Consider the following 26,965-nt stretch of genomic DNA (forward strand, 5'->3'; position numbering starts at 1 on the left):
TTTCCGCAAGCCCCGTAAAGCGGAGACCTCTAATTTGGTTTACTCAATTTTGCCTTTCATTTGGAGGGTGAGGCCCTATGGTCTGATGAACACGAGATCACGAGGGAGAAACGGATCCGGTGACAGCTGCAAAGGCGCCATTGCGAATCGTGGCGGACGGCGCGCCGAAAGGCGACGCCGGCGGGCGCGGGGCCGCCGTTCACGAGGCGGTCTATGAGCGCCTGCGCCGGGCGATCATGTCCGGCCAGCTGGAGCCGGGGCGGGCGCTGTCGGTGCGCTCGCTCGCGGCGGAATTCGGCGTCAGCGCCATGCCGGCGCGCGAAGCGATCCGCCAGCTCGCCGCCCTCGGCGCGCTTGAGTTCACCCCAACAAGGCGGGTCGCCGTGGCGCATATGACTCCTCGAAAGCTGAGCGAGCTTTGCGACGCGCGCCTGGCGCTCGAACCGGCGCTGGCGGCGCGCGCTTTGACGGCGCTGGGCGATGATGAGGGCGCCCGGGAAAAGCTTGCAGCGAAGCTTCTCAGCATCGACGAAACCCTCGACAGGGCGATCGAGCAGGGCGACAGCGCCGCCTATGCGCGGCTCAACAGCGAGTTTCATTTCGCGCTTTACGAAGCGGCGAGGGCGCCGGTCTATCTGGGGCTTGTGGAAAGCCTTTGGCTGCAGACCGGTCCCTTCATGCGGGTCGTCATCGGGCGGCTCGGCACGGCGGCGCTCGAAGACGACCAGCACAAGGAGGTCGTGGAGGCCCTGCGCGCGGGCGACAGGGCCAAGCTTGAAACCGCCATTCGCGACGACATCAAGCAGGGCATGACCAATATCGCCCGGGGCTATTCTTCGAACGAATAGACCTTCTCGCCGCCGAACCAGGTTTCAAGCACTTTCGTCTCGCTGATCCTGTCGGCTTCGCCGTTTTCGGCAAGCGCGAAAATATCCTGATCGATGATGACGAAATCGGCCTTTTTGCCGGGCTCGAGAGAGCCGGCGACATCCGCCTGATGCATCGCTTGCGCCGCATTAATCGTATAGGCGTCGACCGCGTCGTAGATCGAGATCGCTTCATCGAGGTTGAGCGGCGGCGGGCCGAAAATCGCGCGATTGACGGCGCCTTCGATGTTGACGAAGGGGCGCGGGTCGATGGTGTCCACCGGCGCGTCGGAGCCGGCGATAATGGTCCCGCCCGCATCCTGGATCGCCTTCGCCGGATAGGCGTTCTGGTAATAATAGCCGTCCGGGTCATAAACCCCGTTCGGGCCGTCGGCGCGGTCGATGAAGGGAATGACCGTGGTGTCGTATTGTTTGTCGGAAGACGCCCAGGCGAAGGTGAACGAGGCGTAGATGTCGTCCTTTGCAAAGCGGGCCTGATCTTCCGGCCGGACGAGCTGAAGATGCGTGATGATGTGCCGGTGGTGCGTGCCGTTCGCAGCCGTCGCCGCTTCGAGGGCGTCAAGCGCGGTTTTGATGGCCCGGTCTCCGATCGCATGGATGTGCCAGGTGAAACCGGCCGCATCGCCCTCGCGGACATAATCCATGATCATGTCTTCCGGGTGCTGAAGAACGCCGTTCGACGTCACGCATTGTAACGGATGAAACCCGTGCTCGGCTTTGAAGGCCGCGACGTCAGGGATCTCGCCGTCGGCGATTTTTGCGCGCGTTTCCGCGCAAAGGTCGCTGTCCGTATCCACATAGCCCGTCACCTTCACCCATTGGGCTTGCTCGTCCCATTCATAGATCGGCTGCAGATAATCGCGCGACAGCGCGGCGTTGGGCGCCATTGGCGGGTCGGAAAGGGGATCGCCTTCAAGCACGCCGTCTGCGAAAAGCTTCAGGAAGTCCGCTTCGATGAGCGGATTGTCCTCATATTTTGCGCGAATGGCTTTCGCTTTTCCAAGCAGCGTTTCGTAATCGACGTCGCCGTTTTCGTCGGCATAGGCGCTCGGGTCGAAATATAACGACAGACGCGCCCGGGCGTGGAATTCGCCTTTGTCGAGAAGCGCGTCGTAAATATCGAGACTGTCCGGGTCGGCGGCGGCGTCCATGAACGCGGTGATGCCGCGGGGGAGGGTGACCTCCATCAACAGCTCCGGCGAGGCCCGGCGTTTTTCCATGCCGGCTTCGAGAAGACTGCCCGCGCCGATGGCGCCGAGCGCGTAAGACTCGGTGAGCCGTCCGTTCGGTTCGCCGGTTTCATCGACGCCGATATAGGGCGCGAGCTCCGTAAAGTCGGTCTCAAGCGTTTCTTTTGAAAAGCCGACGACATCGCCGTCGGCGTTTTGGGCGCGGGCGAGCGCGATGGAGTTCACCGCATAATGATGGCCGTCGCTGCCGCGCAGGATCACCGGCTTTTCCGCCGAGACATAGTCGAGCGCCTCGCGCATGGTCTGGAAGCGTTCGCCCGGCTGGTTGCCGGCGGCGAAGTTCCACGCCATGACCACAAGCCAGTCGTCCTCGGCCATGTCCGGCTGCGCTGTGCACTCGGCGGCGTAATCGGCGATCTCGGCGAGCGTCAGGGGCGCGTTTTCGAGGGTGCAGACCGGCACCGGCATGGCGCTGATCGGATGGATATGCGCGTCATGAAGGCCGGGCAGGACGAGGCGGCCGCCAAGGTCGATGGTTTGCGTGTCGGGGCTCGCGAACGCCTCGAGGTCTTCGGGAGAGCCGGCGGCGAGGATTTCATCGCCGTTGACGGCGAACGCCTCGACGAAATTGCGGTCGGAATCGGCGGTGTAGATTCGGCCGTTAGTGAAAATTCTGTCTGCGGATGGAGCGGCGGTTCCTTCCGGGGCTGTTTCCTGACCGCCGCAAGCGGCGGCGAAGGTGAGAAGCGCGGCGGCGCTCAGCTTGAGAAAGTGACGTTTCATGGATATTGCCCCGGTTCAACTTCGTCAGGGCGAGGCTTTCCTCGCTCCGCAAATTCTGCATCATGACGCCTATGATGCCGCCCGCAAGGTGTGATCACAAGTGCAAAGGCCCGATTTTGTCATGACGCCGCAGGAAAAGGCCCGATGAGGGGGCCGGGGACAGGGGCGCGGGCCGATATCGCCGCGGCGCTGCAGGAGGGATTCGCGGCGCTGAACGCCGGCGAGCCGAAAAAGGCGGCGGACGCCTGCCGCCGCGCGCTTTCCATGGACCGCGCCAATCCGGAGGCGCATTTTCTTGTCGGCCTCGTCGCCGTCGACATGCAAGACTACAAGACAGCGGTCAGCGCCTTCGGCTCGGTGACGAAGATCAAGCCGGATCACGCCGCCGCCTGGGCGCAACTGGCGCAGATCTTCATGCGCCTCGGTCAGCCGGGCCGGGCCGAACAGACGCTCGAAAAAGCCAAAGCCGCTTTTGACGGAGACGCGGCGGTCGCGGATCTCGTCGGCATGGTTTCGTCTTCCCTCGGCGATCAGGCCGCGGCGAAAGACTGGTATCAACGCGCCATCGACAAAGCGCCCGACCGGCCCGTCTACAAAGTCAATCTTGCTACGGCGCTCACCTTTCTCGGCGAGACGCAGGCGGCGGAAGACACGCTGACGGCGCTGCTCAAGGACAATGAAGACATCGCCCAGGCGCAATGGCTGTTGTCGTCCGTCAAAAAGGCTGAAGACCCATCGCGCGCGGACATGCTGATGGAAAAGGCGGGCGCTGTGAAGGACGCGCATTCCCGCGCTTTCCTCGCTTACGGCGCCGGCAAGGAATATGAAGACTGCGAGCAATGGGCGAAGGCGTTCGCCGCGTTCGATGCGGGCGCGAAAGCCAAACGCGCGACGCTCGATTACGATGAAAAGGCCGACGAAGCGCGTTTCGATGCGTTAAAATCGGCCTTTACGGGCGAATGGGCGGGCGAAAAACGCGAAGGCCATGACGATCCGTCGCCGATTTTCGTCGTCGGCCAGCCGCGCACCGGCACGACCCTGATCGAACGCATCATCACGAGCCACTCCATGGTCGAATCCGCGGGGGAGCTGCAGCAATTCGGCCTTTCGGTGCGCCGCCTTTCCGAAGGCGCCTTTGCGGATCGCTGGGCGCCCGAAGCGATTGCGGCGTCGGCGCATGTGGATGCGGCGGCGCTCGGCAAGGAATATCTGCGCGCCTCGGCCGTGATGAGGAAAGGCGCGCCGCGCTTTGTCGACAAGCTGCCGGGCAATTATTTTCATATCCCGCTCATTCTCGCCGCCTTGCCGAATGCGCGCATCGTTCACTTAACGCGCAATCCCATGGACAGCTGCTTTGCGAGCTTCAAACAGCTTTTCGCCGAAGCTTATTTTCACTCCTACGACCAGCTTGAGATGGCGCGCCATCATGCGCGCTATCTAAAACTCATGGATCATTGGCGCGCGCTCTTTCCGCAGAAGTTCCTCGACATTTCCTATGAAGAGACGGTCGCAGACACCGAACCGAATGCGCGCCGGCTCATCGACTTTCTGGGGCTCGGCTGGGAGGATCAATGTCTTTCCTTCCATGAACAAAAGGGGGCGGTGGCGACCGCCAGCGCCGTTCAGGTGCGCGAAAAACCGCACAGCCGGTCGGTCGGGCGCTGGCGGCGGTACCAGGCGGAGCTCGCCCCGATGCACGCCGAATTGGCGGCGGCTGGCGTACGCGGCCTTGCGGATGCGAAAGAAGTGTGATCACAATGTTGGCGAGTCAGCCGTCGCAGCTGGAATGCGCGCATCAAGAGGGCGAGGTTAGTAATTTCTTGTTTTTACTTGTAAAATTTTTTAACCGGCATTCTACGGGCGTGATATTTTCGCCGCGCCGCAGCGAAAAATGCATCATTTGGGATCGCGAAACTGTTCGCTCAGTTGTGAGAATCCGGCTTTATTGTTACGAATTTGCGATCGGGATCGCGGCGCTTATCCGCGCCGTTTCGCGCCTCCGGGCGCCATCAGGAGGGGCCTTAAAATGAGACCGACAGGACTTCATAAAAGCATCTTGCTGGCCGGCTGTTCGGCGGCGGCGATGTTCGCTTCCGGCGCGGCGCTGGCGCAGGACGATGTCATCATCGTCACCGCCCAGAAACGCGACGAATCCATTCAGGACGTGCCGCTGGCGATCACGGCGCTCTCCGGCGACTTCACTCGCGAGGTCAATCTCGACGACGTGAAGGATCTTGTCCGGTATACGCCGGGCGTGACGGGCAACTCCGCCGACAGCTTCATCGACACGCTGTCGATGCGCGGCATTCTCACCAATGATTTCGGCGCCGGCGGCGATCCTTCGATCGGTCTTTTCAAGAACGGTCTCTATCAGGGCCGCAACGGCGCAGTGGTGACGAGCCTTTACGATATGGAGCGCGCGGAAGTGTTGCGCGGGCCGCAAGGCTTCCTGTTCGGGCGCAACGCCATCGGCGGCGCCATCAGCGTTCATACGGCGCGGCCGAATTTCGACGGCGTCAGCGGCTATATCGAAGCCGACGTCGCCGAGCGCAACCGTTTCTTCGGCGAAGGCGCGATCAACATGCCCTTGTCCGACGTTTTCGCCGTGCGTCTCGCGCTTTATGGCGGGCACGAAGACGGCTATGTGGACAATGCTTACTTCCCGGACCACGACCCGCTGATCGAGCCGGAAAAATACGCCGGGCGCTTTTCCGCGCTTTACAGCGACGGGCCGTTCGAGGCGTTTTTCACCGCCGAATATGAAGACCGCAAGCAGTCAGGCTCGGTCTATCGGGCGACCGAAGGCGGTCCCGGCTATGAAACGCTGGTGGATATTTTCGGCGTTTCCGTGGACGGGAACGGACGCGACATCGACAGCGACCTGCAGCTAGGCGAGGCGGACGACTCCGAGATTTTGAGTCTCGGCCTTGAGCTGACTTACGATCTCGGCGGCGCGGTCATCACCTCGCTCACCGGCTTTAAGGATCATGACTATTATTACGCCGAGGATTTCGACGGCACGCCGCTCGGCATCAACGCCTACGCCCAGGATCAGTCCGGCAATTATTTCGAGCAGGAACTGCGTGTCGTCTCCGACACCGACGGGCCGCTTTCCTGGTATGCGGGCGCGAGCTTCTACAATGAAGAGATCGACGTTCTCTTCACCCAGGCCGCCGATGAAGAGGTAATGTGCCAATTCTACTGGAGCTATTACGGCATCAACTCCTGCTCCGATTATTTCGCTTATTACTATTACTCGTTCACGCCGACCCCGGAGGGCCTCGTTGAAAGCAACGCCGTTCGCGGGCGCTATCACGGCTGGGCGGCCTATGTGGATGCGACGCTGGCGATTACCGATCAATTCGATATCGGCGTCGGCGTGCGCTATTCGAAGGACATCAAGAAATTCGCCATCAGCGCGCCGCCGGTGACGAGCGATCTCGGACCTTATTTCGGGGTCGGCTTCACGACGGCGGAGCCGCTGGAAGACAAGCAGAGCTGGGACGCCTTCACGCCGCGTTTCATTGCACGCTACCGCCCGAGCGACGAGTGGACGGTCTTCGCCAGCGCCACGCGCGGCTTTAAATCGGGCGGCTTCGGCAGCTTCTTCATTTCGCCGTCGAGCGTGACTTATTGCGGCCCGTTCAGCACCGACTGCCTCGGCCTTACCAATGCAGACGCTTCGCCCAACGCATTCGATCCGGAAAAGGTCTGGTCCTATGAGGCGGGCGTTAAAGGCTCGCTCTTTGGCGGCGCGACCCGCGTCGACGCCAATGTCTATTATTATCAGTACAAAGACCTGCAGGTGAACGTGCCCGGCACGGGCGGCGGCATTCTCGTCGACAATGTCGGCAAGGTGAAAGGCTGGGGCTTTGAAGCCTCCACCAACACCGATCTCGGCGAGTATTTCGACCTTTATTTCGCCGGCGCTTATGCGGACACCGACGTCACCAACGCCGAACCGCTTTGCGACGGCACGCTCGCCTGCGAAGGAACTTCGCTCGGTTATGTGCCGAAATTCTCCGCTTCGGCGGCGTTGCGGTTCAACTATCCGGTTGCAGAAGGCGCCATCAAGGCCTCTGCGGAAGCCTTCGGCCAGACCAAGACCTATGGCGGTCTTCTAAAGCCGGATTATGCGGTCAACGATGCTTACGTGGATCTGTCGCTGCGCCTTGGCTATGCGTCGGACGCCGGCTGGAGCGTCATCGGTTATGTGGAGAACGTCGCGAACGAACTCTATTATGACGGCGTTTCGGAAGGCGGGAACTTCATTCCCGCCCACTATTTCGGCCCGAGCCGTCCGCGCACCTTCGGCGTTTTGCTGAGCTACGAATTCGGCGGCTGACGCCCGGGCGAGACTGATCGATAAAACCCGCGCCGGCCGGCGGTTCGGCCGGCGCGCTTATTCGGACTGGCTATGATCATTAAAACCGGCGCGCTCTTTCAGGCCTTTAAATATCTGGTCTATGCGCTGCTGGCGATCAACACCGGCCACTTTTTTCTTGAAAATTTCGCGGGCAGTTCCGTCACCTATGATGGCGGCGTGGGGCTGCGCGACGTCATCGTCGCCTATACGGATTCCATCGACACCGCCGCCTGGCTGGTGCTGCTTTTACTGCTGGAGCTTGAGACTTTCGTCCTGCCCGATCACATCAAGGCCTGGGCGGAATGGACGATGAACATTGTCACCGTCGTCTGTTTTGCGATCATTCTTTACGCGCTTTACGGTTATGTCGCGACGCTATGGATCCCGCTCGGTTTTGAACCCTATGCGGGCGCCGATCCATGCACGCTGATCGGCGGCGATGTCAGCTTTGCGCTCTCCCTCGATGAATATGTGCCGCTCACGGCGGAAAATTGCGCATTGCTTCGCGACGGCGCGTTCTTCCATCCCGAAGCCAATCTCTTCGCGACGCCGGAGAACTTGTCCAATATCAGCCGTCTTGCCTGGACCGATGTTCTCAACGCCAGCGTCTGGGTGGTTATCGTTGCGGTTCTTGAACTTGAGGTCTATCTGCAGTCCTCGAAGCTGTTCGGCACGAAATTCTTTTTCGCTTATAAATCGGCGAAGCTTTTGCTTTACGGAGCGCTGTTTGTCTGCGCCTTTTACTGGTGGATGCTCGGCGAACCCTGGGATGCATGGGACGCGTTTTTGTGGCTGGTTGCGTTCTTCTTCATTGAGATGAACATGCTCTCCTGGCAGGAAGAAAACGCCGAAAAACGAGAAGCCGGCAAACTTCTTTGACGGATCGTGCGGCGTTAGTGTTCGAAAAAAAACTGGTGTGTTATGACATTCTCGAAATCGGTCGCTGCGGCGCTTGAGACAGTTTCCTTGCGCGGTGACGCGTTCATAAATGGGGAATTCCGTCCCGCGCAAAGCGGCCAAACCCTGCCTTGCGTCACGCCTATCGACGGCAGTGAAATTGCGCGCCTTGCGGCCTGCGATGCGGGCGACATTGAGACGGCTGTCGCCGCGGCGCGGGCGAGCTTCGAAGCCGGCCATTGGCGCAAGATGGCGCCGCGCGAGAAGAAGAAAATCCTTTTCGCTTTCGCCGACAAGCTTGAAGCGCACGCGGAAGAACTGGCGCTGCTCGAAACCCTCGACATGGGCAAGCCCATTGCGAACACGAAAAGCGCCGATATTCCGCTCGTCGTCCAGACCGTGCGCTATTACGCCGAAGCCATCGACAAGGTGAATGACGAGCTCGGCCCGTCGCCCCATGACGCCGTCTCCATGATCGTGCGCGAGCCGCTGGGCGTCATCGGCGCCGTCACGCCGTGGAATTTCCCGCTTCTGATGGCGTCGTGGAAATTCGCGCCGGCGCTGGCGACCGGCAACTCCGTCGTCATGAAGCCGGCGGAGCAGGCGAGCCTTTCCATGCTGCGCGCGGCGGCGCTCGCCGCGGAGGCCGGGCTTCCCGACGGCGTCCTCAATGTCGTGCCCGGCGAGGGCGCAAAGGCGGGCAAGGCGCTGGCGCTCCACATGGATGTGGACGGGATCGTCTTCACCGGCTCGACGGCGGTGGGCAAGCTCATCATGGGCTACGCCGCGCAATCGAACCTCAAACGCGTTGCGCTGGAATGCGGCGGCAAGAGCCCGCAGATCGTCATGGAGGACTGCCCCGATTTCGACGCCGCGGCGGATGCGGCCGCCTGGGCGGTTTTTTACGATCAAGGCCAGGTCTGCACGGCGGGCACGCGTCTTCTGGTTCAGAACTCGATCAAGGACGCGTTTCTCAAAAAAGTCGCCGCCGTGGCGAAGGATCTCGCGCCCGGCGATCCCCTCGATCCGGACACGAAATTCGGCGCGCTTGTGGACGAGACGCAGATGAACACGGTGCTCGGCTATATCCGCAAAGGGAACGAGGAGGGTGCGCAACTCGTCTGCGGCGGCGAGCGCGCGTTGGGACAAAGCGGCGGGTTTTACGTGGAGCCCACCATCTTTTCCGGCGTCGACAACAAGATGACCATCGCGCGCGAAGAAATATTCGGCCCCGTCATTTCCGCCATCGGCTTTGGCGATTTCGATGAGGCCATGACGATCGCCAATGACACGATTTACGGGCTTGCGGCGGGCATCTGGACCAGCAATGTCAACACCGCCCATCGCGCCGCGCGGACCTTGCGCGCGGGCAATGTCTGGGTCAATTGCTGGGACGGCAGCGACATCACGACGCCCTTCGGCGGCTTTAAACAATCCGGCTTCGGCCGCGACCGCTCGCTGCATGCGCTCGACAAATACACCGAACTGAAGACCGTCTGGATGCAGTTGAGAGACTAGAATACGATTTTGTTTTGTTGCGCGATCAAATTCTCTCCCCTTGAAAAGGGGAGGATTAGGGAGGGGATCGGCCCCTCCCTGAAAGGCGTCGGTTCGCGATGATCCCCACCCGGAATTCTCTGCCGAGAATTCCGGCCTCCCCTTTGCAAGGGGAGGTGTAAACAACGGATGATGAAGAGAAGAAGGTTATGACCAGCGAAACCCAACCGCCCCGCAATGACTGGCTTCAGTCCTATTGGATGCCGTTCACGCCCAACAAGGCGTTCAAGGCTTCCCCGCGCATTTATGAAAGCGCCGAAGGGTTTTATTATAAGACGAGCGACGGGCGGAAGATCCTCGATTCCTTTTCGGGGCTGTGGTGCTGCAATCTCGGGCACCGCCATCCGAAAATCTCCGAAGCGATCAAGGCCCAGGTCGACGAACTCGACTATTCGAACGCGTTCAATTTCGGTCATCCGAAAGTCTTCGAGCTCGCCAATGTCATCGCCGGCCAGTTCCCCGGCGACCTCGATCATGTTTTCTTCGTCAATTCAGGGTCTGAAGCGGCGGATACGGCGCTCAAGATCGCCATCGCCTATCAGCGCTTGCGTGGAGAGGGAACGCGCACCCGCCTCATCGGCCGCGTCAACGGCTATCACGGCGTCGGTTTCGGCGGCATCAGCGTCGGCGGCATGGTCAACAACCGCAAATTTTTCGGCAGCCTCCTGCCGGGCGTCGATCATCTGAGTTTTCCTTACGACTCGCAAAGGCAAAGCTTCACGCGCGGCGAACCCGACGCCGATGTGGAGCCTTACATGCAACAGCTCGAGGAGATCATCGCGCTGCATGACGCTTCGACTATTGCGGCGGTGATCGTCGAACCTTTCGCGGGGTCGGGCGGGGTTTTCATTCCGCCGAAAAATTATCTGAAGCGCCTGCGCGAGGTGACGAAGAAACACGGCATTCTGTTGATCGTCGACGAGGTGATCTCCGGCTTCGGGCGCATGGCCGCGCCGAACGCCGCGACCCATTACGGCGTCGAGCCCGACATCGTCACCGTCGCCAAGGCGATCAATAACGGCTCGGTTCCCATGGGCGCCGCGATCGTCAGGAAACAGATCTACGATGTGTTCATGGAAGAGATGCCGGCGGGCGTCGAGTTTTTCCATGGTTACACCTATTCCGGCCACCCGCTGGCGGCGGCGGCCTCGCTCGCCGCGCAGGAGGTCTTCAGGACTGAGGGCGTTTATGAAAACACGCAGGCGCTCGCCCCCTATTTCGAGGAAGGCGTGCATTCCCTCAAGGACGAGCCCAATGTCATCGACATCCGCAATGTCGGCCTCGCCGCCGGGGTGACCGTCGCGGCGAAGGACGGCGCGCCGGGCGCCCGGGGCGGCGAAGTCTTTCTCAAAACCTATGAGGAGGGCGTCGCCGTGCGCGCCAATGGCGACCATCTCGCCGTCGCGCCGATCCTGACCATGGGCCGGGCGGAGATCGACATGACCATCGAAGCCCTCCGAAAAGGCCTGCGGGCGGCCGCCTGAAGGCTCCTGGCTTAAAAAAGCCGTCTTCCGGCGCGAACCTCGCCTGACCGCCGCTCCCGAGCCCCTCAAAGGGCTCGCGTTGCCTCTGGCCTCAAAGGCCGTTAGAACCGGCCCGCTCCGGAATAAGGGTTTCCGGTCAGGGAGAAGCGGACCGGGAAAGCGGCAGGGATAAATCGGTGGCCAACGAAGACAGCGTATTAAGAGAAGTAGACGAGGCGCTCGACGAAGAGCGCCAATGGGCGTTTTTCCAGAAAAACGGGCCGGCGCTGATCGTCGGGGCCGCCTTGCTGGTCGTTGGCGTCGCCGGATGGCAATTCTGGTCGCATATGAAGACGCAGCAGGCCGAAGAACAGGCTCTTGAATTAAGCGCCGCTGTGGACCTTCTCGCCGAAGATCCGGTCGCCGGCCGGGCGGCGCTCGACAAGGTGGCGGAGGAAGGCGGCGGCTATGGCGCGCTCGCCACGCTGCGCCAGGCGAATTCCTATGCTGCGGGGGGCGAACGGCTTAAAGCCGTCGAGCTTTACCGCGAGGTCGCCAATGGCGACGCGCCGCGCCGGCTCCGCGAATTTGCGCAGCTGCGCGCCGCGCTTTTGTCGCTCAATGACGGGCGCGACGCGGTGATGAGCGATCTTGGCGGTCTCGCCGAAGAAGACGGCCCCTACAGCTATCACGCGCGGGAAATTCTCGGCGTCGCCGCGCTCAATGAAAAAGATTACGAAAGCGCCGTCGTTGCGTTTAATGAACTGGCCCTCGATATGAGCGCGCCCGAAGGCGTGCGCGAGCGCGCGACGGAATTCGCCCAGCTTGCCGAAGAAGCGAAAGCCGGCGTCAATATTTTCGGCGAGACGCGGCTTGAAGATGTGATGAGCTCTGTCGGCGCTGATGACGGCGCGTCGGCGCCGGCTGAAACGACGGCGACCGGGGATGCGCCGGAAGACGCGGCGGAAGACAGCGAATCGGGCGCCGCCGCAGACGACCCAGACGATCCAAGTCACGAAGAGTAGATCATGAAGCTTTCCCCGCTCTGGCGCAGCGTCATCGCCGCCTCCGTCTTCGTCTTTCTCGCCGGCTGCGGCTCCAACCCGGTCACCAATCTGTTCAGCGGGAAGGAAAAGGACGATCCGAACGCGCCGGACGAAGAGGACCGGATCTCGATTCTGGCGCTGGAGCGCGAGCTTTCTCCCGATCCGCGCTATTCGAACATGACGGTCGACACGCCGCCGCCTTACGTCAATTCCTCCTGGACGCAGCCGGGCGGGGAAGCCGACCACACCTTGCACCATCTCGCCGCGCCGCTCGAAATGAAGACGCTGTGGCGGTCCGATGTGGGCGACGCCTCGCCCCGCCGCGCGCGTCTGACCTCGCCGCCCATCGTTGTCGACGACCGCGTTTTCGTGATTGACGCCGATGCGCATGTGTCGAGTTTCGATGTGGAAAGCGGCGATCTCGTCTGGCGCACGGAGCTGACGCCGGACCTCAAAGAGAAATTCCGTCTTCGCGACTTCCTGCTGATGCGCGGCTCCGACCCGGCGGAGATCGGCTTCGGCGGCGGCGTCGCTTACGAGCAGGGGCGGCTCTTCGTCACCTCAGGCTTCGGGTTCGTCGCGGCGCTCGACGCCCAGACCGGCGAGGAGTTATGGCGCGTGAAAACCGATGCGCCGGTCAGAACCCCGCCGACAGCCTATCGCGGCAGGGTCTATCTTTCGACCATCACCAACGAGTTTCTGGCGCTCAATCAGGAAACCGGCGAACGCGACTGGGCGTATCAGTCCTTTGAAGAATCGGCGCGCTTCCTGTCTTCGTCAAGCCCGGCCGCCGCCGGCGATCTTGTCGTGGCGCCGTTTTCCTCCGGCGAGCTTGTCGCCTTCATCGCCGACAATGGCCGCTCGGTCTGGAACAAGACCTTGTCGCGGGAATCGCGCCTGACGGCGCTCTCTTCGCTCAACGACATCGCCGGCAGTCCGGTCATCGACCGCGGCCTTGTCTATGTGGTGAGCCATGGCGGGCGGTTCTCCGCCATTGACATCCGCTCCGGCCAGGCGGTCTGGGAAAAACCGGTGGCGAGCCTGCAAATGCCGTGGGTCGCCGGCGACTTCATTTATATCGTCACCATTGAGGGCGAACTTTTGTGCGTGACCCGCAATGACGGCGGCATTGTCTGGCTGACTCAGTTGCGCCAGTACAAGAACGAGAAAAAGAAAAAGGGCCGCATTTCCTGGGCGGGGCCCGTCTTCGCCGGCGACAGCCTTGTTCTGGTTTCAACCGAGGAAGAGCTTGTGCGGGTCAATCCGGCGACCGGCGAGATTATTGAAACCACGGACATCGACGGCGGGTCGGTCGTCGCGCCCGTCGTGGCCGGTGAGAAAATCTTTGTCCTGACGGAAAAGGGCAAGCTGATCGCCATACGCTAGGGCGTCGTGGCGGCGCTTGGGTAAAGTCCATGCCGGTGAAAATCGCTCTCGTTGGCCGGCCCAATGTCGGCAAGTCGACGCTGTTCAACCGGCTCGCGGGAAAGCGTCTTGCGCTTGTGGACGATACGCCGGGGGTCACCCGCGACCGCCGCGAGGGCGAGGGGGCGCTCGGCGATCTTTCTTTCACCATCATCGACACGCCGGGCCTTGAAGAAGCGCCGGAAGCCGCCCTCGAAGGACGCATGAGAAAGCAGACCGATGCGGCTGTCATGGAAGCGGATGCCTGTCTCCTGCTCATCGACGCGCGCGCGGGCGTCACGCCGCTCGACAAAACTTTCGCCGGCCTTTTGCGCGAGAGCGGCAAGCCGGTGATCCTGCTCGCCAACAAGGCCGAAGGCTCTGCGGGCGAGGCCGGGTTTTACGACGCCTATGCGCTTGGCGTTGGCGAGCCCATCGCGATCTCCGCCGAACATGGCGAGGGGATGGGCGAACTTTATAACGCGCTGGAGCCGTTCATCGCCGAAGCGGAAGGCGAAGAAGAAGAGGCCGACGAAGCGGCGGAATGGGACAATCCTTTAAAACCGCTGCGCGTGGCGATCATCGGCCGGCCGAACGCCGGCAAATCGACGCTCGTCAACCGGCTTATCGGCGAAGAACGCCTGCTCACCGGGCCCGAGGCGGGGATCACAAGAGATTCGATTTCCGTCGAATGGGTCTGGCGCGGCAAGGACCGCGACTGGCCGGTGAAGCTGTTCGACACGGCGGGCATGCGCCGCAAGTCGAGAGTGCAGTCGAAGCTTGAAAAGCTGTCGGTCGCCGACGCCTTGCGCGCCATTAAGTTTGCGGAAGTCGCCGTGCTGTTGCTCGATGCGGAGCATCCTTTCGACAAACAGGATCTGCAGATCGCCGATCTCGCCTTGCGCGAGGGCCGTGCGCTCGTCATCGCCGTCAACAAATGGGATCTCATCGAAGAGAAAGACGCGAAGATCCGCGAAATAAGGGAGATGGCGGCGCGCCTTCTCCCCCAGGCGCCGGGCCTTCCCATCGTGACCTTGTCCGCGCTGACGGGCGGCGGCATCCGCCGGCTCATGCCGGCGGTGGTGCAGGTCTATATCGACTGGAACGCGCGGGTGAAAACGCCGGAGCTCAACGAATGGCTGCAGGAAGCGGTGCAGCGTCACGCGCCGCCCGCCGTTTCCGGCCAGCGCATCAAGATCCGTTATATCGCCCAGACCAAAACGCGCCCGCCGACTTTCGTGGCGCAATGCACCCGCGCGGAGGATTTGCCCGCCGCTTACAAGCGCTATCTCGTCAACGGCATTCGCGAGGCCTTCGACATCAAGGCGGTGCCGGTCCGGCTCATTCTCAAAAAACCGGACAATCCTTATGCGAAGAGCAAGGGTTAGCCGTTCTCTTCGCGCCACTCTTTGAATGAAACCCGCAAAGGCTCGCGCTCTTTGCGTGTCAGCAGGTGATGGACGAGGGGAATGAGCTCGTCAGGATGCGGAAGGGTCTCAGGATCCTCGCCCGGCATGGCGAGTTTGCGCATGTCGGTGCGCATGGCGCCGGGCGCGATGAGCGAGACATGCACGTTGGTCTTCGCCATTTCTTCGGCATAGGTTTTCAGCAGCATGTCGGAGGCGGCTTTCGTCACCCCATAGATTCCCCAGTACGGTTTCGGCGCTTCGCCGCCGACGCGCGAGGACAGCCCGATCACCCGCGCATCCGCCGACTTGCGGAGCATGGGGTCGAGGGCGCGCAGAAGCCGCCAGTTGGCCGTCACATTAAGGTCGAGCGTGTGATTCCAGACCTTGGGGTCGATGTCGGGAATCGGCGCCAGTTCGCCGAGGGAGCCGGCGTTGAGGACGAGAATGTCGAGCGCGTCGAACCGCTCCATCAGGGCGCCGGCGAGGCGTTCGATCCCGTCCCCTTCGACGAGGTCCATGGGGATCAGCGAAGCTGCGCCGCCCGCCGCCTTGATCTCGTCATCGAGCTCTTCGAGCGCGCCGGGCGTTCTCGCCAGCGCCAGGACATGCGCCCCGGCCTTGGCGAGCGCCAGGGCGATCGAACGCCCGATGCCGCGCGAGGCGCCGGTGACGAGGGCGGTTTTGCCGGTGAGGTCAGGAGCGGCCATCATCAAGTTCCTTGTTTGCCGGGCTCGCCAGAGCGCCGGGCGAAAAAGTGGGATCCGGTTTTTCGCGAACCGGCGCGACCACTGAAAACTAGATCGCTGGGCGATCCTTGCTTATCGCCCGGTGGTCTAGGGCGGAAGCGATGTCGTGCGCAACCCGTTCGAATGTCGCGCTGTCGAGGGCGTCCAGACGATAACGGGCGAGGGGCTTTCCGGCGCGCCCGCGCTTGCGGCTGCGTTCATAGGCGGGATCGTAATGCTCGCGCATCAGCGCTTCGGCGAGGCGGCGCCATTGGCCCGTTTCCGCCATGGCGCGCCATTCGGCGATCTCGTCTTTGGGATGAAACGGTTTCAGCCGCTCGACCGCCGCCTTCACCGCCGCGCCGTCGCCGATGATGTCGCCATAGGCGGTGAGGAGATAAGGCGCGCGGATTTGAGGGTTGGCCTCGATGACGATGCGCGGTGCCGCCAGCATCGCTTTCCAGAGCCGTTGCGGAATTTCACAGCGGCCGATGCGGTTCGATTCCGCTTCCACAAGGATAGGTTTTGACAGATCGAACCGGCGCACATCATCGTAAAGCAGTGTTTCAAAATGTTTTTGTTCCGGCTGCGGAGCATCGGCGAAGCCGCCGAAGACAGAGCCGCGATGACTGGCGCAGGCTTCGAGATCGAGAACTTGAACGCCCTTCGCCGCGGCCGCGCGCAGGATGTCAGACTTCGCCGTGCCCGTCTGACCGTCGATCAGCACAATTGGCAAGGGCGCTTCGTTATCGCGAAGCTCGGCGACGACCGCCCGCCGCCAGGTTTTGTAGCCGCCTTCGAGGAGGCCGCAGCGCCAGCCCACCTGGCTGAACACCGTCGCCATGGCGTTGGAGCGCATGCCGCCGCGCCAGCAATAAAGCAGCGGGTGGAAGTCGTTTTCCCTGCCGGCGAGCGCCGTTTCCAGATGCCGGGCGAGGTTGCGCGCGACATAAGCCGCGCCGACGCGCCGGGCCTCAAAACGTGATCGCGTCTTGTAGAGGGTCCCGACTTCGGCCCGTTCGGCGTCATCGAGGACAGGCAAGTTGACGGCGCCGGGCAAATGATCTTCGGCGAACTCAGACGGCGCGCGCGCGTCGATAATCGCGTCAAAGCGGGCAAGCGTTTCCGGCCCGATATCTCGAATTTGCTCAATCATGCTCGTCCGTTAATATCGCTTGCGCGAGGGGGGAAGGCGTGTAGTAGAGTTTCCTACACCGGTCGCAAGGAGAATAGAATGACAGCCGAGCCTCGCCTGACTTCTCTCGCACATGGAGGGGGGTGCGGCTGCAAGATCGCCCCGAATGTTTTGCGGGAGATCCTGGGCGATCTGGCGACGGGCGGGCCCCATGAAGCGCTGCTCGTCGATGCGGCGACCAGCGACGACGCCGCGGTTTACAAGATCTCCAATGAGGCGGCGCTGATCGCCACCACCGATTTCTTCATGCCGATCGTCGACGACCCCTTCGAGTTCGGGCGGATTGCGGCGACCAACGCGCTTTCCGACGTTTACGCCATGGGCGGCCGGCCGGCCTTTTGCCTCGCCATTGTCGGCATGCCCATCGGCAAGATGGAGGGCGAGACCATCAAGCGCATTCTCGACGGCGGGCGCGCCGTCGCCGAGGCCGCAGGCGCGCCGGTCGCCGGCGGCCATTCCATCGATTCCGCCGAGCCGATTTACGGCCTCGCCGCCATGGGCCTCGTCCATCCGAACCGCATCCTCAAGAACAACGGGGCGAAGCCCGGCGACGTCCTCATTCTTGGCAAGCCGCTCGGGATCGGGGTTTTCAGCGCCGCGCTGAAACAGGAAATCCTGCCGCCGGAAGGCTATGAGGAAATGATCGCCTCGACGACCCTTCTGAACCGGCCGGGCGGCGACATCGCCGAGATCGACGGCGTGCACGCCATGACCGACGTGACCGGCTTCGGCCTCCTCGGCCATTTGAGCGAAATCTGCCGGGCGAGCGGCGTCACGGCGGTGGTCGAAGAAGCCGCCGTGCCGGTTTTCGCCATGGCGCGCGAGCTGCTCGCGGGCGGCGTCAAGACCGGCGCCAGCGGGCGCAATTGGGAAAGCGTGAAGGAGTGGGTCGAGGCGCCGCCTGACTGGGCGGAAACCTCCCGCGACATGCTCGCCGATCCGCAGACCTCTGGCGGCCTCCTCGTTTCCTGCGCGCCGGAAGCGGCGGATGGGGTGCTGGCGGCGTTCCGCGATCATGGACACGGCGCCGCAACGGTGATCGGGGCCGTGACGCAAGGCGCGCCGAAAATCCGGATCGAGACTTAAGCGAACCTGCGCTGAAAAATTCTTATTCGCCGGAAGGCGTCTTTTCCCTGGGAAAAACCCAAAGCAGGGCCTCGAGCGCCTCGCGATGGTAGATCGTCGAATGATCAAGATCGGGCCTGTCTGAAAAAGTCCAGTCAAGGCCGGAGACCTTTTCTTTCTGCAGTGCTTTGACGACATCAAGAACGCCGCTTCGCATCAGCCCGCCTTCGCTGGCGAGGGCGAGATAGAGTTTGCGTTCCGCCTGCGGAAAAGCGCGCAGTTTCGCGTTCGCGCTTTCGGCGAGGCTCGCCTTGTCCCACCACAGGCTTGGCGAAATGGCGATATAGGCGTCGGCGGCATCCGGCTCGTTCAGGAACGTCTCCATGATGAAAAGTCCGGCGAGGCTTTCCCCGATCAGCGCATTCTCGCCGCTCGTTCTGTAATGGGCCGCGACATCGGGCATGACTTCCTCGCGCAGGAAGGCGCGGAAGTTCGCAACGTGGCCGTGCGTCGAGAACTCCGCAATATCGCGGGGATCGGATGAGGGCGGGGTCAGTTCGGATTGGCGGTCCACAGTTTCGACGCCGACGACAATGATGTCACGAAACATGCCGGTGATTGTCGAAAGCTGGGCGAGGCCGGAAATGTGATGGAAATCCTGCTGAAGTCCGCCGTCGATGACATAAAGCACCGGATAGCGCGCATCGCCTTGTTCATAGGATGGCGGCAGCCAGACATTATAGGTGCGCGTCGCGCCGAGATGCGCCGATTCAATATGGCGGCTTTCGCCGATGACGATCGGCTCAACGCCGCCCGCCTTTTGTTGTGGGGGCGCCTTTTGCGTCGACGCGCAGGCGGTCATGGCGAGAAAAAACAAGGCCAGGATAAAACGCATTGGCGGCTTTCCGGTAATCTAAACAAGCGTGCGTCGGAGCGCGTCGGCCCAGCCGGCGAGATTGCGCGCGCGCTGCTCCGGCGCCATGGCCGGCTGGAAGCGCGCATCGAGCCGCCAGCGCTCGGCGATCTCCTCAGTATCCTGAAAAATCCCGGCCTTGAGCCCGGCGAGATAGGCCGCGCCAAGCGCCGTTGTTTCGAGAATTTTCGGCCGCTCGACGGGAAGGCCCAGAATATCGGCGAGAAACTGCATCAGCCAGTCATTGGCGACCATGCCGCCGTCGACGCGCAGGGTTTTCGCATCCGCGCCGTCGCGCGCGATGGCGGTCATCAGGTCCGCCGTCTGATAGACGACGCTTTCAAGCGCGGCGCGGGCGATTTCCGCGCGGCCCGCGCCGCGCGTCAGTCCCGTGATCAGCGCCCGGGCGTCCGGGGCCCAGTGCGGCGCGCCGAGCCCGGTGAAGGCGGGGACGAGATAGACGCCGTTATTGGTTTCGATGCTTTCGGCGAGCGCCGCGGTTTCGGCGGCGTCCTTGATGATCTGCAATTCGTCGCGCAGCCATTGCACCGCCGCGCCAGCGATGAAGATCGAGCCTTCGAGGGAATAGGTCGTCTCGCCGTCGAGGCGATAGGCGATGGTCGAAAGCAGCTTGTTTTGCGAGGCGAGGGGCTTGTCGCCGGTATTAATGAGCACGAAACAGCCCGTGCCGTAAGTGCTCTTGATGTCGCCGGGCGCAAAACAGGCCTGGCCGAAGGCCGCCGCCTGCTGGTCGCCGGCGACGCCGCAGATCGGCAGCGCGCGGCCGAACAATTCCGGGTCCGTCATGCCGTAATCGTCGGCGCAGTCGCGCACATCGGGCAGAATATCCCTCGGCACGCGGAATTTCTCGAGCAGCGCGTCGTCCCATTGATTTTCGTGAATATTGTAAAGCGAAGTGCGGCAGGCGTTGGTCGCATCGGTCGCATGGGTCTTGCCGCCGGTGAGCCGCCAGATGAGGAAGCTATCCACCGTGCCGAAGGCGAGCTCGCCGGCCTCCGCGCGCGCCCTGGCGTCGTCGACAGTGTCGAGAATCCATGCCGCCTTCGTCGCGGAAAAATAGGGGTCGAGAATGAGCCCGGTGCGCGCGGCGATATGAGGCTCCGCGCCCTCTTCACGCAAGCGTTCGCAGACCTCGCCCGTGCGCCGGTCCTGCCAGACAATGGCGTTGTAAACGGGCGCGCCGGTCTCCCGGTCCCAGACGATCGTCGTTTCGCGCTGATTGGTGACGCCCACGGCGACGACCTCGCCGGACTTTTCCGCCGTTAAAAAGGCTTTGCGCGCGGTCTCGAGCGTCGTCTTCCAGATGTCTTCCGGGTCGTGTTCGACCCAGCCGTCCTGGGGGTAGTGCTGGGGAAACTCAGCCTGCGAAACGGCGACAATCGCGCCGGCGCTGTCAAAGACAATCGCCCGGCTCGATGTCGTGCCCTGGTCTATCGCCAGGATGTATGGCGGTTCAAACTCGCTCATGCGCTCTCCCTTTGGCGCTTTCGATCTGGCGCTCGGACTTCGTCGTTTTCGCCCAGTCTACCGCGAGTTGCGCCGTTTCAGGAACCCCGCGGCGGCGCTCCCGGATTTTCCGTTTTCAGCCGCCGGGAACGCTGATAGGCAGAAGACGATAAAACCTTAACGGAGGGCGGGAATGAGGAATCTTTCAGGCTTGGGCGTTCTGGCGCTGGCGGCCTCTTTCATGGGGGCTTGTTCGCAAGGGGAAAAGCCGGCCGAACCGGCGGCCGAGGACGCCGCCGCAGCGGGGAATGTCGATCATCTGCGTCTTTACGCTTTCGATTGCGGACGCATCGAGATGAAGGATCTCTCGCTCTTCACGCAAGGCCATGAATATGACGGGCGGACCAATGATGCGGCGGTCATGTGCTTCCTTATCCGTCATCCCAAGGGCGATCTCCTCTGGGATGCAGGCGTTCCGGCGAGCATTCATGAGGCGGGCGAGGAGGGGATCACGTCAGGTCCGTTCGGCGTCACTCTGCCGAAGACCATCGAGAGCCAGCTCGCGGAAATCGGCCTGACGGCCGAGGATGTGGATTATTTCGCGCCGTCGCATTCGCATTTCGATCATATCGGCGATTCAAACCGCTTCGCCGGCGCGACGCTGATCATCGACAAGGACGAGCGCGATTTCATGTTCCGCGACGAGGCGCGCGAAGACGAACAGCTTTTCCCTCTTTACAGCGCGCTGGAAGGCGCCGAAACGGTGGAGTATGACGGCGATTATGACGTCTTCGGCGACGGCAAGGTGAAGATCCTCGCCATGCCCGGCCATACGCCGGGGCATGTGTCGCTTCTTCTGCAGCTCGACAATGAGGGGCCTGTGCTGCTGTCGGGCGATCTCTATCATTTGCAGGAGTCGCGCGAAAAACGCCTCGTGCCGAAATTCAACACCAGCGTCGAAGACACGCTTTCATCCATGGACCGCTTCGAGCAGATCGCGGCGGACATGAACGCCCGCGTCGTCATCCAGCATGTCATGGACGACTACGAAGCGCTGCCGCGCCTGCCGGGATATCTGGATTAAAAAGAGCGACTCCCCACGCTTTGAGTGTGGGGTCCGGCTTTCTTCATGTAAGGATGGGTTGCGCAAGCGATGGACCCCACGGTCAAGCCGTGGGGAATCGCATCCGTCAATACCGAACGCTCACCCGCGCGCCATAGGTCGCCGGCATGCCCGGCGCGGCGACGTCCGCAATGCCGCCCGGCCCGATGAAGAAATTGCGGGTCTCGTCATAATCCGTGTTGAAAATGTTCCGTCCCCAGACGGCGAGCTCCCAGCGTCCGTCATCGGGACCGACCGCGAGCTGCGCATTGGCGAGCCAATAATCGTCGACCGCGTAAGCCGGGCCGAGGAGCGGCAGGGAGAGCGTGTCGCGATAGGCATAATCGAAGCGCGCGCGCGCCGACCAGCCCTTTGCGACCGGCGTTTCGGCCTCGATAAAGCCCTGATAGCTGACATTCGGAAAGCCGAGATCCTCGCCCGACCGGTCCACATAAACCGCCATGCCGGAGGCGCCGGTGGCGCCCGTGTCGAGATCGGTGAAGGACGTGAATTCGCCGGTCTTGTAGCCGAGCGACTGGCCGAGCGTCAGCCACGGCGCCGGGGCGAGGATCGCTTCGAGTTCGCCGCCCCAGATTTCGCTGTCGGCGTTGACGATGCGCCCGACGATGGCGCCGGTGGCGTCATCGAAGATCGCCGACTGCACCTGCTGGTCCTTATAGTCGTAATAAAATCCGGCGCCGTTCAGCTGCACGATGTCGCCGAAGGACGTTTTGAAACCGATTTCGAAAGCGTTCAGCTTTTCCGGGCGGAAGGGCGTCAGCGCATTGGGGTTGAGCGTGTTGTAGGCGGTGAAGCCGCCGGATTTCACGCCGCGCGAGAAATGCGCATAGAGGAGCACGTTTTCCGCCGGCGTGATATCGACGCCGATCTTGCCGGAGAGATTGTCTGAGTTGAGATCGCGGTTTTCGCGCGCGCCGTCGACGGTCCCGTTGGCGAAATTCAACGGCCCCGTGCCGAGGGAAAAGGTGCCGAGATCGCGCAGCTTGCGGGTTTCGTCTTCGTAACGCAGGCCCGCAATCACCGAAACGAGATCGGTCAGCGCATAATCGCCATGGATATAGGCGGCCATGGTGCGCACCTTTTGCCGGTAAGGCGTCGAGACTGCAAAGCCGGGCCCGAAGCTCGCGACGAAATCCGACTGGTAAAGTTCGTTCAAGTCTTCTTGCGAGTAATAAAGCCCGCCGACCCAGTTGAGCCGGTTCGTTTCGCCGGAAAGCCTGAGCTCGTGCGACATCACGTCGGCGCTCGACTCGAAATAAACGCCGGCGCCGCCTACGGTAAGGGCATCGAAATCGTTGTACTCCTTGCGGTTCAGCACTTCATAGGCGCCGATATAAGTGAGCTGGGCATCGCCTAAACCGGCGTTCAGGGTAAGGCTCGTTCCCCAGCCTTCATTGTTGCGGAAAGGATGCTGGTTCGTCGCGATGCCGGTCAGCGTCTCGAAGGCCGCGGACGAGCCGTAGGAGGTCTGGCGACTCGTATGAGCCATCGAGCCGTCGAGCAGGCTGTCATTGAAAAGCTGCAGCCCGAGCCCGTCGGATGTGTCGATGAAGCCATGCAGGTTGAAGAGAACCTCCACATCCGGGGCGAGGTCGGCGGCGACAAGACCGCGCAGCGCATATTGTTCCACATCGCCGATTTTCTCGCCGGTCTCGCGATTGACCTGCCAGGCGCCGCCCTGCGCGGTCGCGCCGGAAAGCCGCATGCGGATATTTTCGTTGACGGGGCCGGAGACGAAAGCTTCCGCGTCGACGCGCCCGAAACGTCCGCCTTCAAGGGTCGCGCCCGCGGCGAAGTCATCCGTCGGCATAGTGCTGATCACTTTGATGGCGCCGCCGGTGGTGTTGCGCCCGTAGAGCGTCCCTTGCGGCCCGCGGAGGACTTCCACGCGCTCGACGTCATAGAGAACGCCTTGCGTCATCACCGGGATCGGATAGGCGACATCGTCCACATAAACGCCGACTGTGGGCGCGTTGTTGGTGGCGTAATCGCGAAAGCCGACGCCGCGAATGGAAAAGCTTGGCTGGCCCGAACCGAACTGATTTTCGATTTCAAGACCGGGCGAGATGTTCTCAAGCCTGTTCACCGTGTCGACGCCTTGCGCGACGAGCTCCGCGCCGGAAAAAACGTTGAGGGCGACCCCTACATCCTGCGGGGATTGTTCGCGGCGCTGGGCGGTGACGATGATTTCGTCTTTTGCGGCGTCTTGAGCGATGGCGGCGAAAGGGGACGCGCCGCCCATAAGGACGGCCAAAAAAACTGTTTTTTTCATTGGGCGTTTCCGACTCACATTGGCGAAGCCCGGCGCGCCCCGTTTTACTCGGGTCCCGCCGTCTCCAATGGTGTCGCGCCGACCGTCCGCCGCCAGGCGTTTTACTCGCCATACGGACGCTCCCGCCGCGCCCTGCGCCCTTAAATGAGGATCGCCGTTTTACTCGGCGGCGCAGTGCGCCTGCGGTTGCGCAAGCGGCGGCTTTCTTATCGGTTTTGTGACAAAAACTCAATGATCAATCGGCGCATAAAAACGCGATCACGTTGCAGGCGAAGTCCGCCGGTCGGTCCCAGTGCAGGGAATGCGCGGCGCCGGCCAGCGTGCGGTGTTCCGCATGGCGGGCGTCCGCAAAACTCTCCGCAACTTCCGCGGGCGCGAACATCAGATCGTGTGCGCCGGTGAGGATCAGCATGTCCTTGTCGATCTTTGCGGGCAGGGCGCTTGAATCATAGGCGCGAATGGCGTCGATCTGGCGGCGCATGTTTTCCGCGCTTTGCGCATGAGGGTAGGCCATGGCGAGCGCGATGGACGCGTCGACGGCGTTCTTGTTGTCGAAGAAGTCCGGCCGGAACAGCCAGTGAAAAAACGAGCGCAGCCAAAGCTCGTCGGAAACGCCCGCCTCGCGCAGGGCGAGGATCGTATCGACGACGGAGATCGCCCGCGCCGGCCGTTTCGCGCAGCTTGCGGCGAGGACGAGCCTGTCGACGCGCTCCGGCGCCATGTGGGTTAGCGCCATGGCGATGACGCCGCCCATGGAATGACCGAGCACATGGGCTTGTGCGATGTTCAGATGATCGAGAAGGGCGATGTAATCGCGGGCCATCGCTTCGATGGTGACGGGCCCGGTTGTTTTCGTCTGCCCGGCGCCGCGATTGTCCGGCGTGATCAGGGCGAAGTTCTTGGAGAGCAGCGGCGCGACCGGCCCCCAGCTGGCGTGATCGCTGGCGAGCCCCGGAATGAGAAGCAGCGGCGGACCGTCCCCGGCGGTCTTGTAATGAAGAGCGACATCGTCCGCATTGAGAACCGGCATCTCAGGCGCCTTTTCGTTTCGCGCGCAGCCGATAATAGCGGAGCGCCGCGCCGGGCGCGCCCAGCAGGGGGTGCCTGCGCTCCCATTCGGTGACGCCGATGTCTATGCCGGAATGACGCTTGATCTTCCAGGCGATGTAATCGATCCCGCCTTTGAAAGTCTGCGTTCCTTTGAGTAGCCGCGCCACGGACAGGAACGCCCCCTGAACGGCGCGCGCGCGCCAGGCGAAAGCCGAAGAAGGCGGCGGCGCATCGAGCGTGATCTTTCCGTCCGCGACGGAATTGGAAAGCCCGGCGAGCGTCAAGGCGGGCGCGGTAACGGTTTCCGCCCAGTCGCCATAGCTGTCGAGAAGCTTGCCCGCCCGGGTCTCGTCTTCGGCGCGGAGCTCGGCCTTGTAAGAAGCGGCGAGCCCGGCGAGCCAGAGCGCGCGCGGCGTGAAGGCGCCGGACATCAATCCCGCCGACTGCCTGCAAAACATTGCGATCGCCTCGGCGAGGGCGGTTTCGAGCCGCGCGGTCATGGCTTCGTCAGCGCCGTGAATGCGGCAGGGCTGGGCGAAACGGCCCCAGAAATAGGAATGGAATGTCTTTTCGCCGGCGAGTTTTTCAAAATGCGCAAGCGTCAGGACGGCGACTTTCGCGCGCAGCGTGCCGAAAGAGGAAGGCGTCTCGAAATAAAAGACATTGGGCGGCAGGAGCCGGTTCGCAAGCCGAAGCGCCGGCGATGAATAAAGCGTCTCATAGGTTTCGCCGATGACATAGAAATCGAAAATGACATTCGCCGGGTCGTCCGTTTTCGAAACGCTGGCGCCGGATCCGTAAAAGACAATGGCGCCGCCCGGATATTTTTCACCGAGCGCGTCGACGAGGATCTGCGCCGCTTCGCTGAGCGGCGGCGCGGAAACGGCGCGGATGCGCGCGCGCAAGACCTCAAGCGCGCGCTTCTGCGCAGGGTCTTTCGAAAGGGCGGCGTCCATCAAATGAGGAAAGCGGCTTTTTGAGAGACTTTGAGGATCAAGTCTTCGCCCGGCGTCGGGTGGAAGATTTCGCCGTCGAACACCAGCGGCCCGTCGAAACGCATGCGGATCTCTTCGCTCTTCCAGCTGTGATAGCCGGCCTCCGGGAACCAGGGCCTCGACTTGCCGCGCAGGGCCGTCATCGCCGCGATCAGGAGTTTCTTCCGCGGATAAGCGATCGTCATCACATTCATCGGCGCTTCGCCTTCGCCCCAGAAGGGAAAGATGCCGGCGGAAAGACGGTTGAGCGTCGTCGTCAGAAAGATTGTCAGGTCCTGCTTTTGCAGCACGCCATTCCGATCGCGTATTTGCGCCTGCAGCGGGGCCGGGTCTTTGGCGTTGTCGAACGCGGTTTTCAGAATATAGCCGCCTACGGAAAGGGCGAGGGCGAGCGAGCGTTTCGCGCCGACCTTTTGCACGCTCTGGCGGCTGAACTGAACGGCGGTGTGAAACAGGCCGGCGCCGAGGAAGAAACCGTAAATCGGGTCCTGGCGTTCGGAAAGCTGCATGCCGATGAGCGGGCGTTCGACGCGGGAAATCTCGCCGCGGCCGCGCCGCCAGAGAAAATTGTCGAGCGATGTCGCAGGCGGCCCCTGCAATCCGCAGTCATTGGCGATGACATTGGTCATGCCGCAGGGGAGCGCCACATAGTTCGGATGATTTTGAAAGCGGCGCCGGTTGATGGAGCTGGTGATCGCCGCCTGCATGGTGCCGTCGCCGCCGGCGAGGATAAGCGTGTTGGAATCGCCCTTCTCAATATCGTCCAGGGCGATGTCGAGATCCTCGATGCGCTCCAGTACATAAGGGCGGATGTTTTGGTGGCGCTTCGAGACGTAAAGCAGATCGTCGGCCAGCATGGCGTTGCGGCTGCTTTTGGCGTTTATGATCATCGACGCGGTCGACATGTTCAGCACTCAAAATGGTCAGGGGAGGGACCTTCCGCCTGAACCGGTTAACCATTTCTTTCGAGCCCTGCCGCGCGCCGGCAGGCGTTCCAAAGTGCGGCCTTCGCCCCTTGCGGCTCGCCTTTGTCGCCATCAATCGATGATGTCACAAAACGGCCATATTTATCCAGCGCCGCGCGGCGGAATGCAATGGCAAATAGGCGCAAGAGGCGCCATGCGCCACAGGCTCGGCTGTCAAAGCGCCGTGATCGGA

20 protein-coding genes are annotated in these 26,965 nt (G+C 62.2%); 11 read left to right on the forward strand and 9 right to left on the reverse strand.

The features are described 5' to 3' along the window. Positions 1-149: 149 nt before the first annotated feature. Positions 150-848, forward strand: coding sequence for a GntR family transcriptional regulator (locus CW354_RS11725; protein WP_207764778.1), 699 nt, complete (start codon positions 150-152; stop codon positions 846-848). Here CW354_RS11725 and CW354_RS11730 read toward each other — a convergent pair. Next, complete coding sequence (locus CW354_RS11730) at positions 830-2,860, reverse strand: amidohydrolase (protein ID WP_104830285.1); 2,031 nt, start codon at positions 2,858-2,860, stop codon at positions 830-832. The genes CW354_RS11725 and CW354_RS11730 overlap by 19 nt on opposite strands. Before the next feature lie 144 nt (positions 2,861-3,004). Here CW354_RS11730 and CW354_RS11735 point away from each other — a divergent pair, with 144 nt between their 5' ends. The 8 genes from CW354_RS11735 to der all read left to right on the forward strand — a co-directional run bounded on the left by CW354_RS11735 (position 3,005) and on the right by der (position 14,981). Beyond that, entirely contained in the window at positions 3,005-4,612 is a 1,608-nt protein-coding gene (locus CW354_RS11735; RefSeq protein WP_104830286.1) for a tetratricopeptide repeat-containing sulfotransferase family protein, read from the forward strand. A 274-nt stretch (positions 4,613-4,886) separates the two neighbouring features. Then, on the forward strand, positions 4,887-7,205 hold the full coding sequence (locus CW354_RS11740) for a TonB-dependent receptor (RefSeq protein ID WP_165793673.1): 2,319 nt from the start codon (positions 4,887-4,889) through the stop codon (positions 7,203-7,205). A gap of 72 nt (positions 7,206-7,277) precedes the next feature. Continuing rightward, positions 7,278-8,105 (forward strand): hypothetical protein, encoded by an 828-nt coding sequence (locus CW354_RS11745; protein ID WP_104830288.1) that lies wholly within the window; start codon positions 7,278-7,280, stop codon positions 8,103-8,105. Between the two features lie 42 nt (positions 8,106-8,147). Then, entirely contained in the window at positions 8,148-9,641 is a 1,494-nt protein-coding gene (locus CW354_RS11750; RefSeq protein ID WP_104830289.1) for an aldehyde dehydrogenase, read from the forward strand. A 188-nt stretch (positions 9,642-9,829) separates the two neighbouring features. After that, a complete protein-coding gene (aptA, locus tag CW354_RS11755; RefSeq protein ID WP_104830290.1) occupies positions 9,830-11,164 on the forward strand; it encodes an omega-aminotransferase AptA in 1,335 nt (444 codons plus the stop codon). Between the two features lie 176 nt (positions 11,165-11,340). Continuing rightward, the gene (locus tag CW354_RS11760) at positions 11,341-12,168 is read left to right on the forward strand and encodes a tetratricopeptide repeat protein (protein WP_165793674.1); all 828 of its coding nucleotides are present in this window, start codon (positions 11,341-11,343) and stop codon (positions 12,166-12,168) included. Between the two features lie 3 nt (positions 12,169-12,171). Then, positions 12,172-13,575, forward strand: a complete 1,404-nt coding sequence (locus CW354_RS11765; RefSeq protein WP_104830292.1) for an outer membrane protein assembly factor BamB family protein — start codon at positions 12,172-12,174, stop codon at positions 13,573-13,575. Between the two features lie 29 nt (positions 13,576-13,604). Beyond that, on the forward strand, positions 13,605-14,981 hold the full coding sequence (der, locus tag CW354_RS11770) for a ribosome biogenesis GTPase Der (protein WP_104830293.1): 1,377 nt from the start codon (positions 13,605-13,607) through the stop codon (positions 14,979-14,981). Here the strand turns inward: der and CW354_RS11775 are convergent. After that, positions 14,978-15,712, reverse strand: a complete 735-nt coding sequence (locus tag CW354_RS11775) for an SDR family NAD(P)-dependent oxidoreductase (protein ID WP_104830294.1) — start codon at positions 15,710-15,712, stop codon at positions 14,978-14,980. The genes der and CW354_RS11775 overlap by 4 nt on opposite strands. A gap of 85 nt (positions 15,713-15,797) precedes the next feature. Further along, the gene (gene mnmH, locus CW354_RS11780; protein WP_104830295.1) at positions 15,798-16,883 is read right to left on the reverse strand and encodes a tRNA 2-selenouridine(34) synthase MnmH; all 1,086 of its coding nucleotides are present in this window, start codon (positions 16,881-16,883) and stop codon (positions 15,798-15,800) included. A gap of 78 nt (positions 16,884-16,961) precedes the next feature. Here mnmH and selD point away from each other — a divergent pair, with 78 nt between their 5' ends. After that, a complete protein-coding gene (selD, locus tag CW354_RS11785) occupies positions 16,962-18,008 on the forward strand; it encodes a selenide, water dikinase SelD (protein ID WP_104830296.1) in 1,047 nt (348 codons plus the stop codon). A 22-nt stretch (positions 18,009-18,030) separates the two neighbouring features. On the opposite strand, the gene CW354_RS11790 is transcribed toward selD, so the two are convergent. Then, positions 18,031-18,882 (reverse strand): alpha/beta hydrolase, encoded by an 852-nt coding sequence (locus tag CW354_RS11790; RefSeq protein ID WP_104830297.1) that lies wholly within the window; start codon positions 18,880-18,882, stop codon positions 18,031-18,033. 18 nt (positions 18,883-18,900) lie between these two features. Further along, the gene (glpK, locus tag CW354_RS11795; RefSeq protein WP_104830298.1) at positions 18,901-20,388 is read right to left on the reverse strand and encodes a glycerol kinase GlpK; all 1,488 of its coding nucleotides are present in this window, start codon (positions 20,386-20,388) and stop codon (positions 18,901-18,903) included. Between the two features lie 172 nt (positions 20,389-20,560). Between glpK and CW354_RS11800 the strand changes: the two genes are divergently transcribed. After that, positions 20,561-21,451 carry an N-acyl homoserine lactonase family protein gene (locus tag CW354_RS11800; protein WP_207764779.1) on the forward strand — a complete coding sequence of 297 codons (891 nt, stop codon included), beginning with the start codon at positions 20,561-20,563 and terminating at the stop codon, positions 21,449-21,451. Positions 21,452-21,557: 106 nt separating this feature from the next. On the opposite strand, the gene CW354_RS11805 is transcribed toward CW354_RS11800, so the two are convergent. The 4 genes from CW354_RS11805 to CW354_RS11820 form a co-directional block, all read right to left on the reverse strand. Then, complete coding sequence (locus CW354_RS11805) at positions 21,558-23,762, reverse strand: TonB-dependent receptor (RefSeq protein ID WP_104830299.1); 2,205 nt, start codon at positions 23,760-23,762, stop codon at positions 21,558-21,560. Positions 23,763-23,997: 235 nt separating this feature from the next. Further along, positions 23,998-24,792 carry an alpha/beta fold hydrolase gene (locus CW354_RS11810; protein ID WP_104830300.1) on the reverse strand — a complete coding sequence of 265 codons (795 nt, stop codon included), beginning with the start codon at positions 24,790-24,792 and terminating at the stop codon, positions 23,998-24,000. Position 24,793: 1 nt separating this feature from the next. Next, complete coding sequence (locus CW354_RS11815) at positions 24,794-25,768, reverse strand: hypothetical protein (protein WP_104830301.1); 975 nt, start codon at positions 25,766-25,768, stop codon at positions 24,794-24,796. After that, positions 25,768-26,712 (reverse strand): diacylglycerol kinase family protein, encoded by a 945-nt coding sequence (locus CW354_RS11820; protein WP_104830302.1) that lies wholly within the window; start codon positions 26,710-26,712, stop codon positions 25,768-25,770. Before CW354_RS11820 ends, CW354_RS11815 begins: the two co-directional genes overlap by 1 nt. Positions 26,713-26,965: the final 253 nt, after the last annotated feature.

This window comes from Hyphococcus luteus, assembly GCF_002943565.1.
GTDB lineage: Bacteria > Pseudomonadota > Alphaproteobacteria > Caulobacterales > Parvularculaceae > Hyphococcus > Hyphococcus luteus.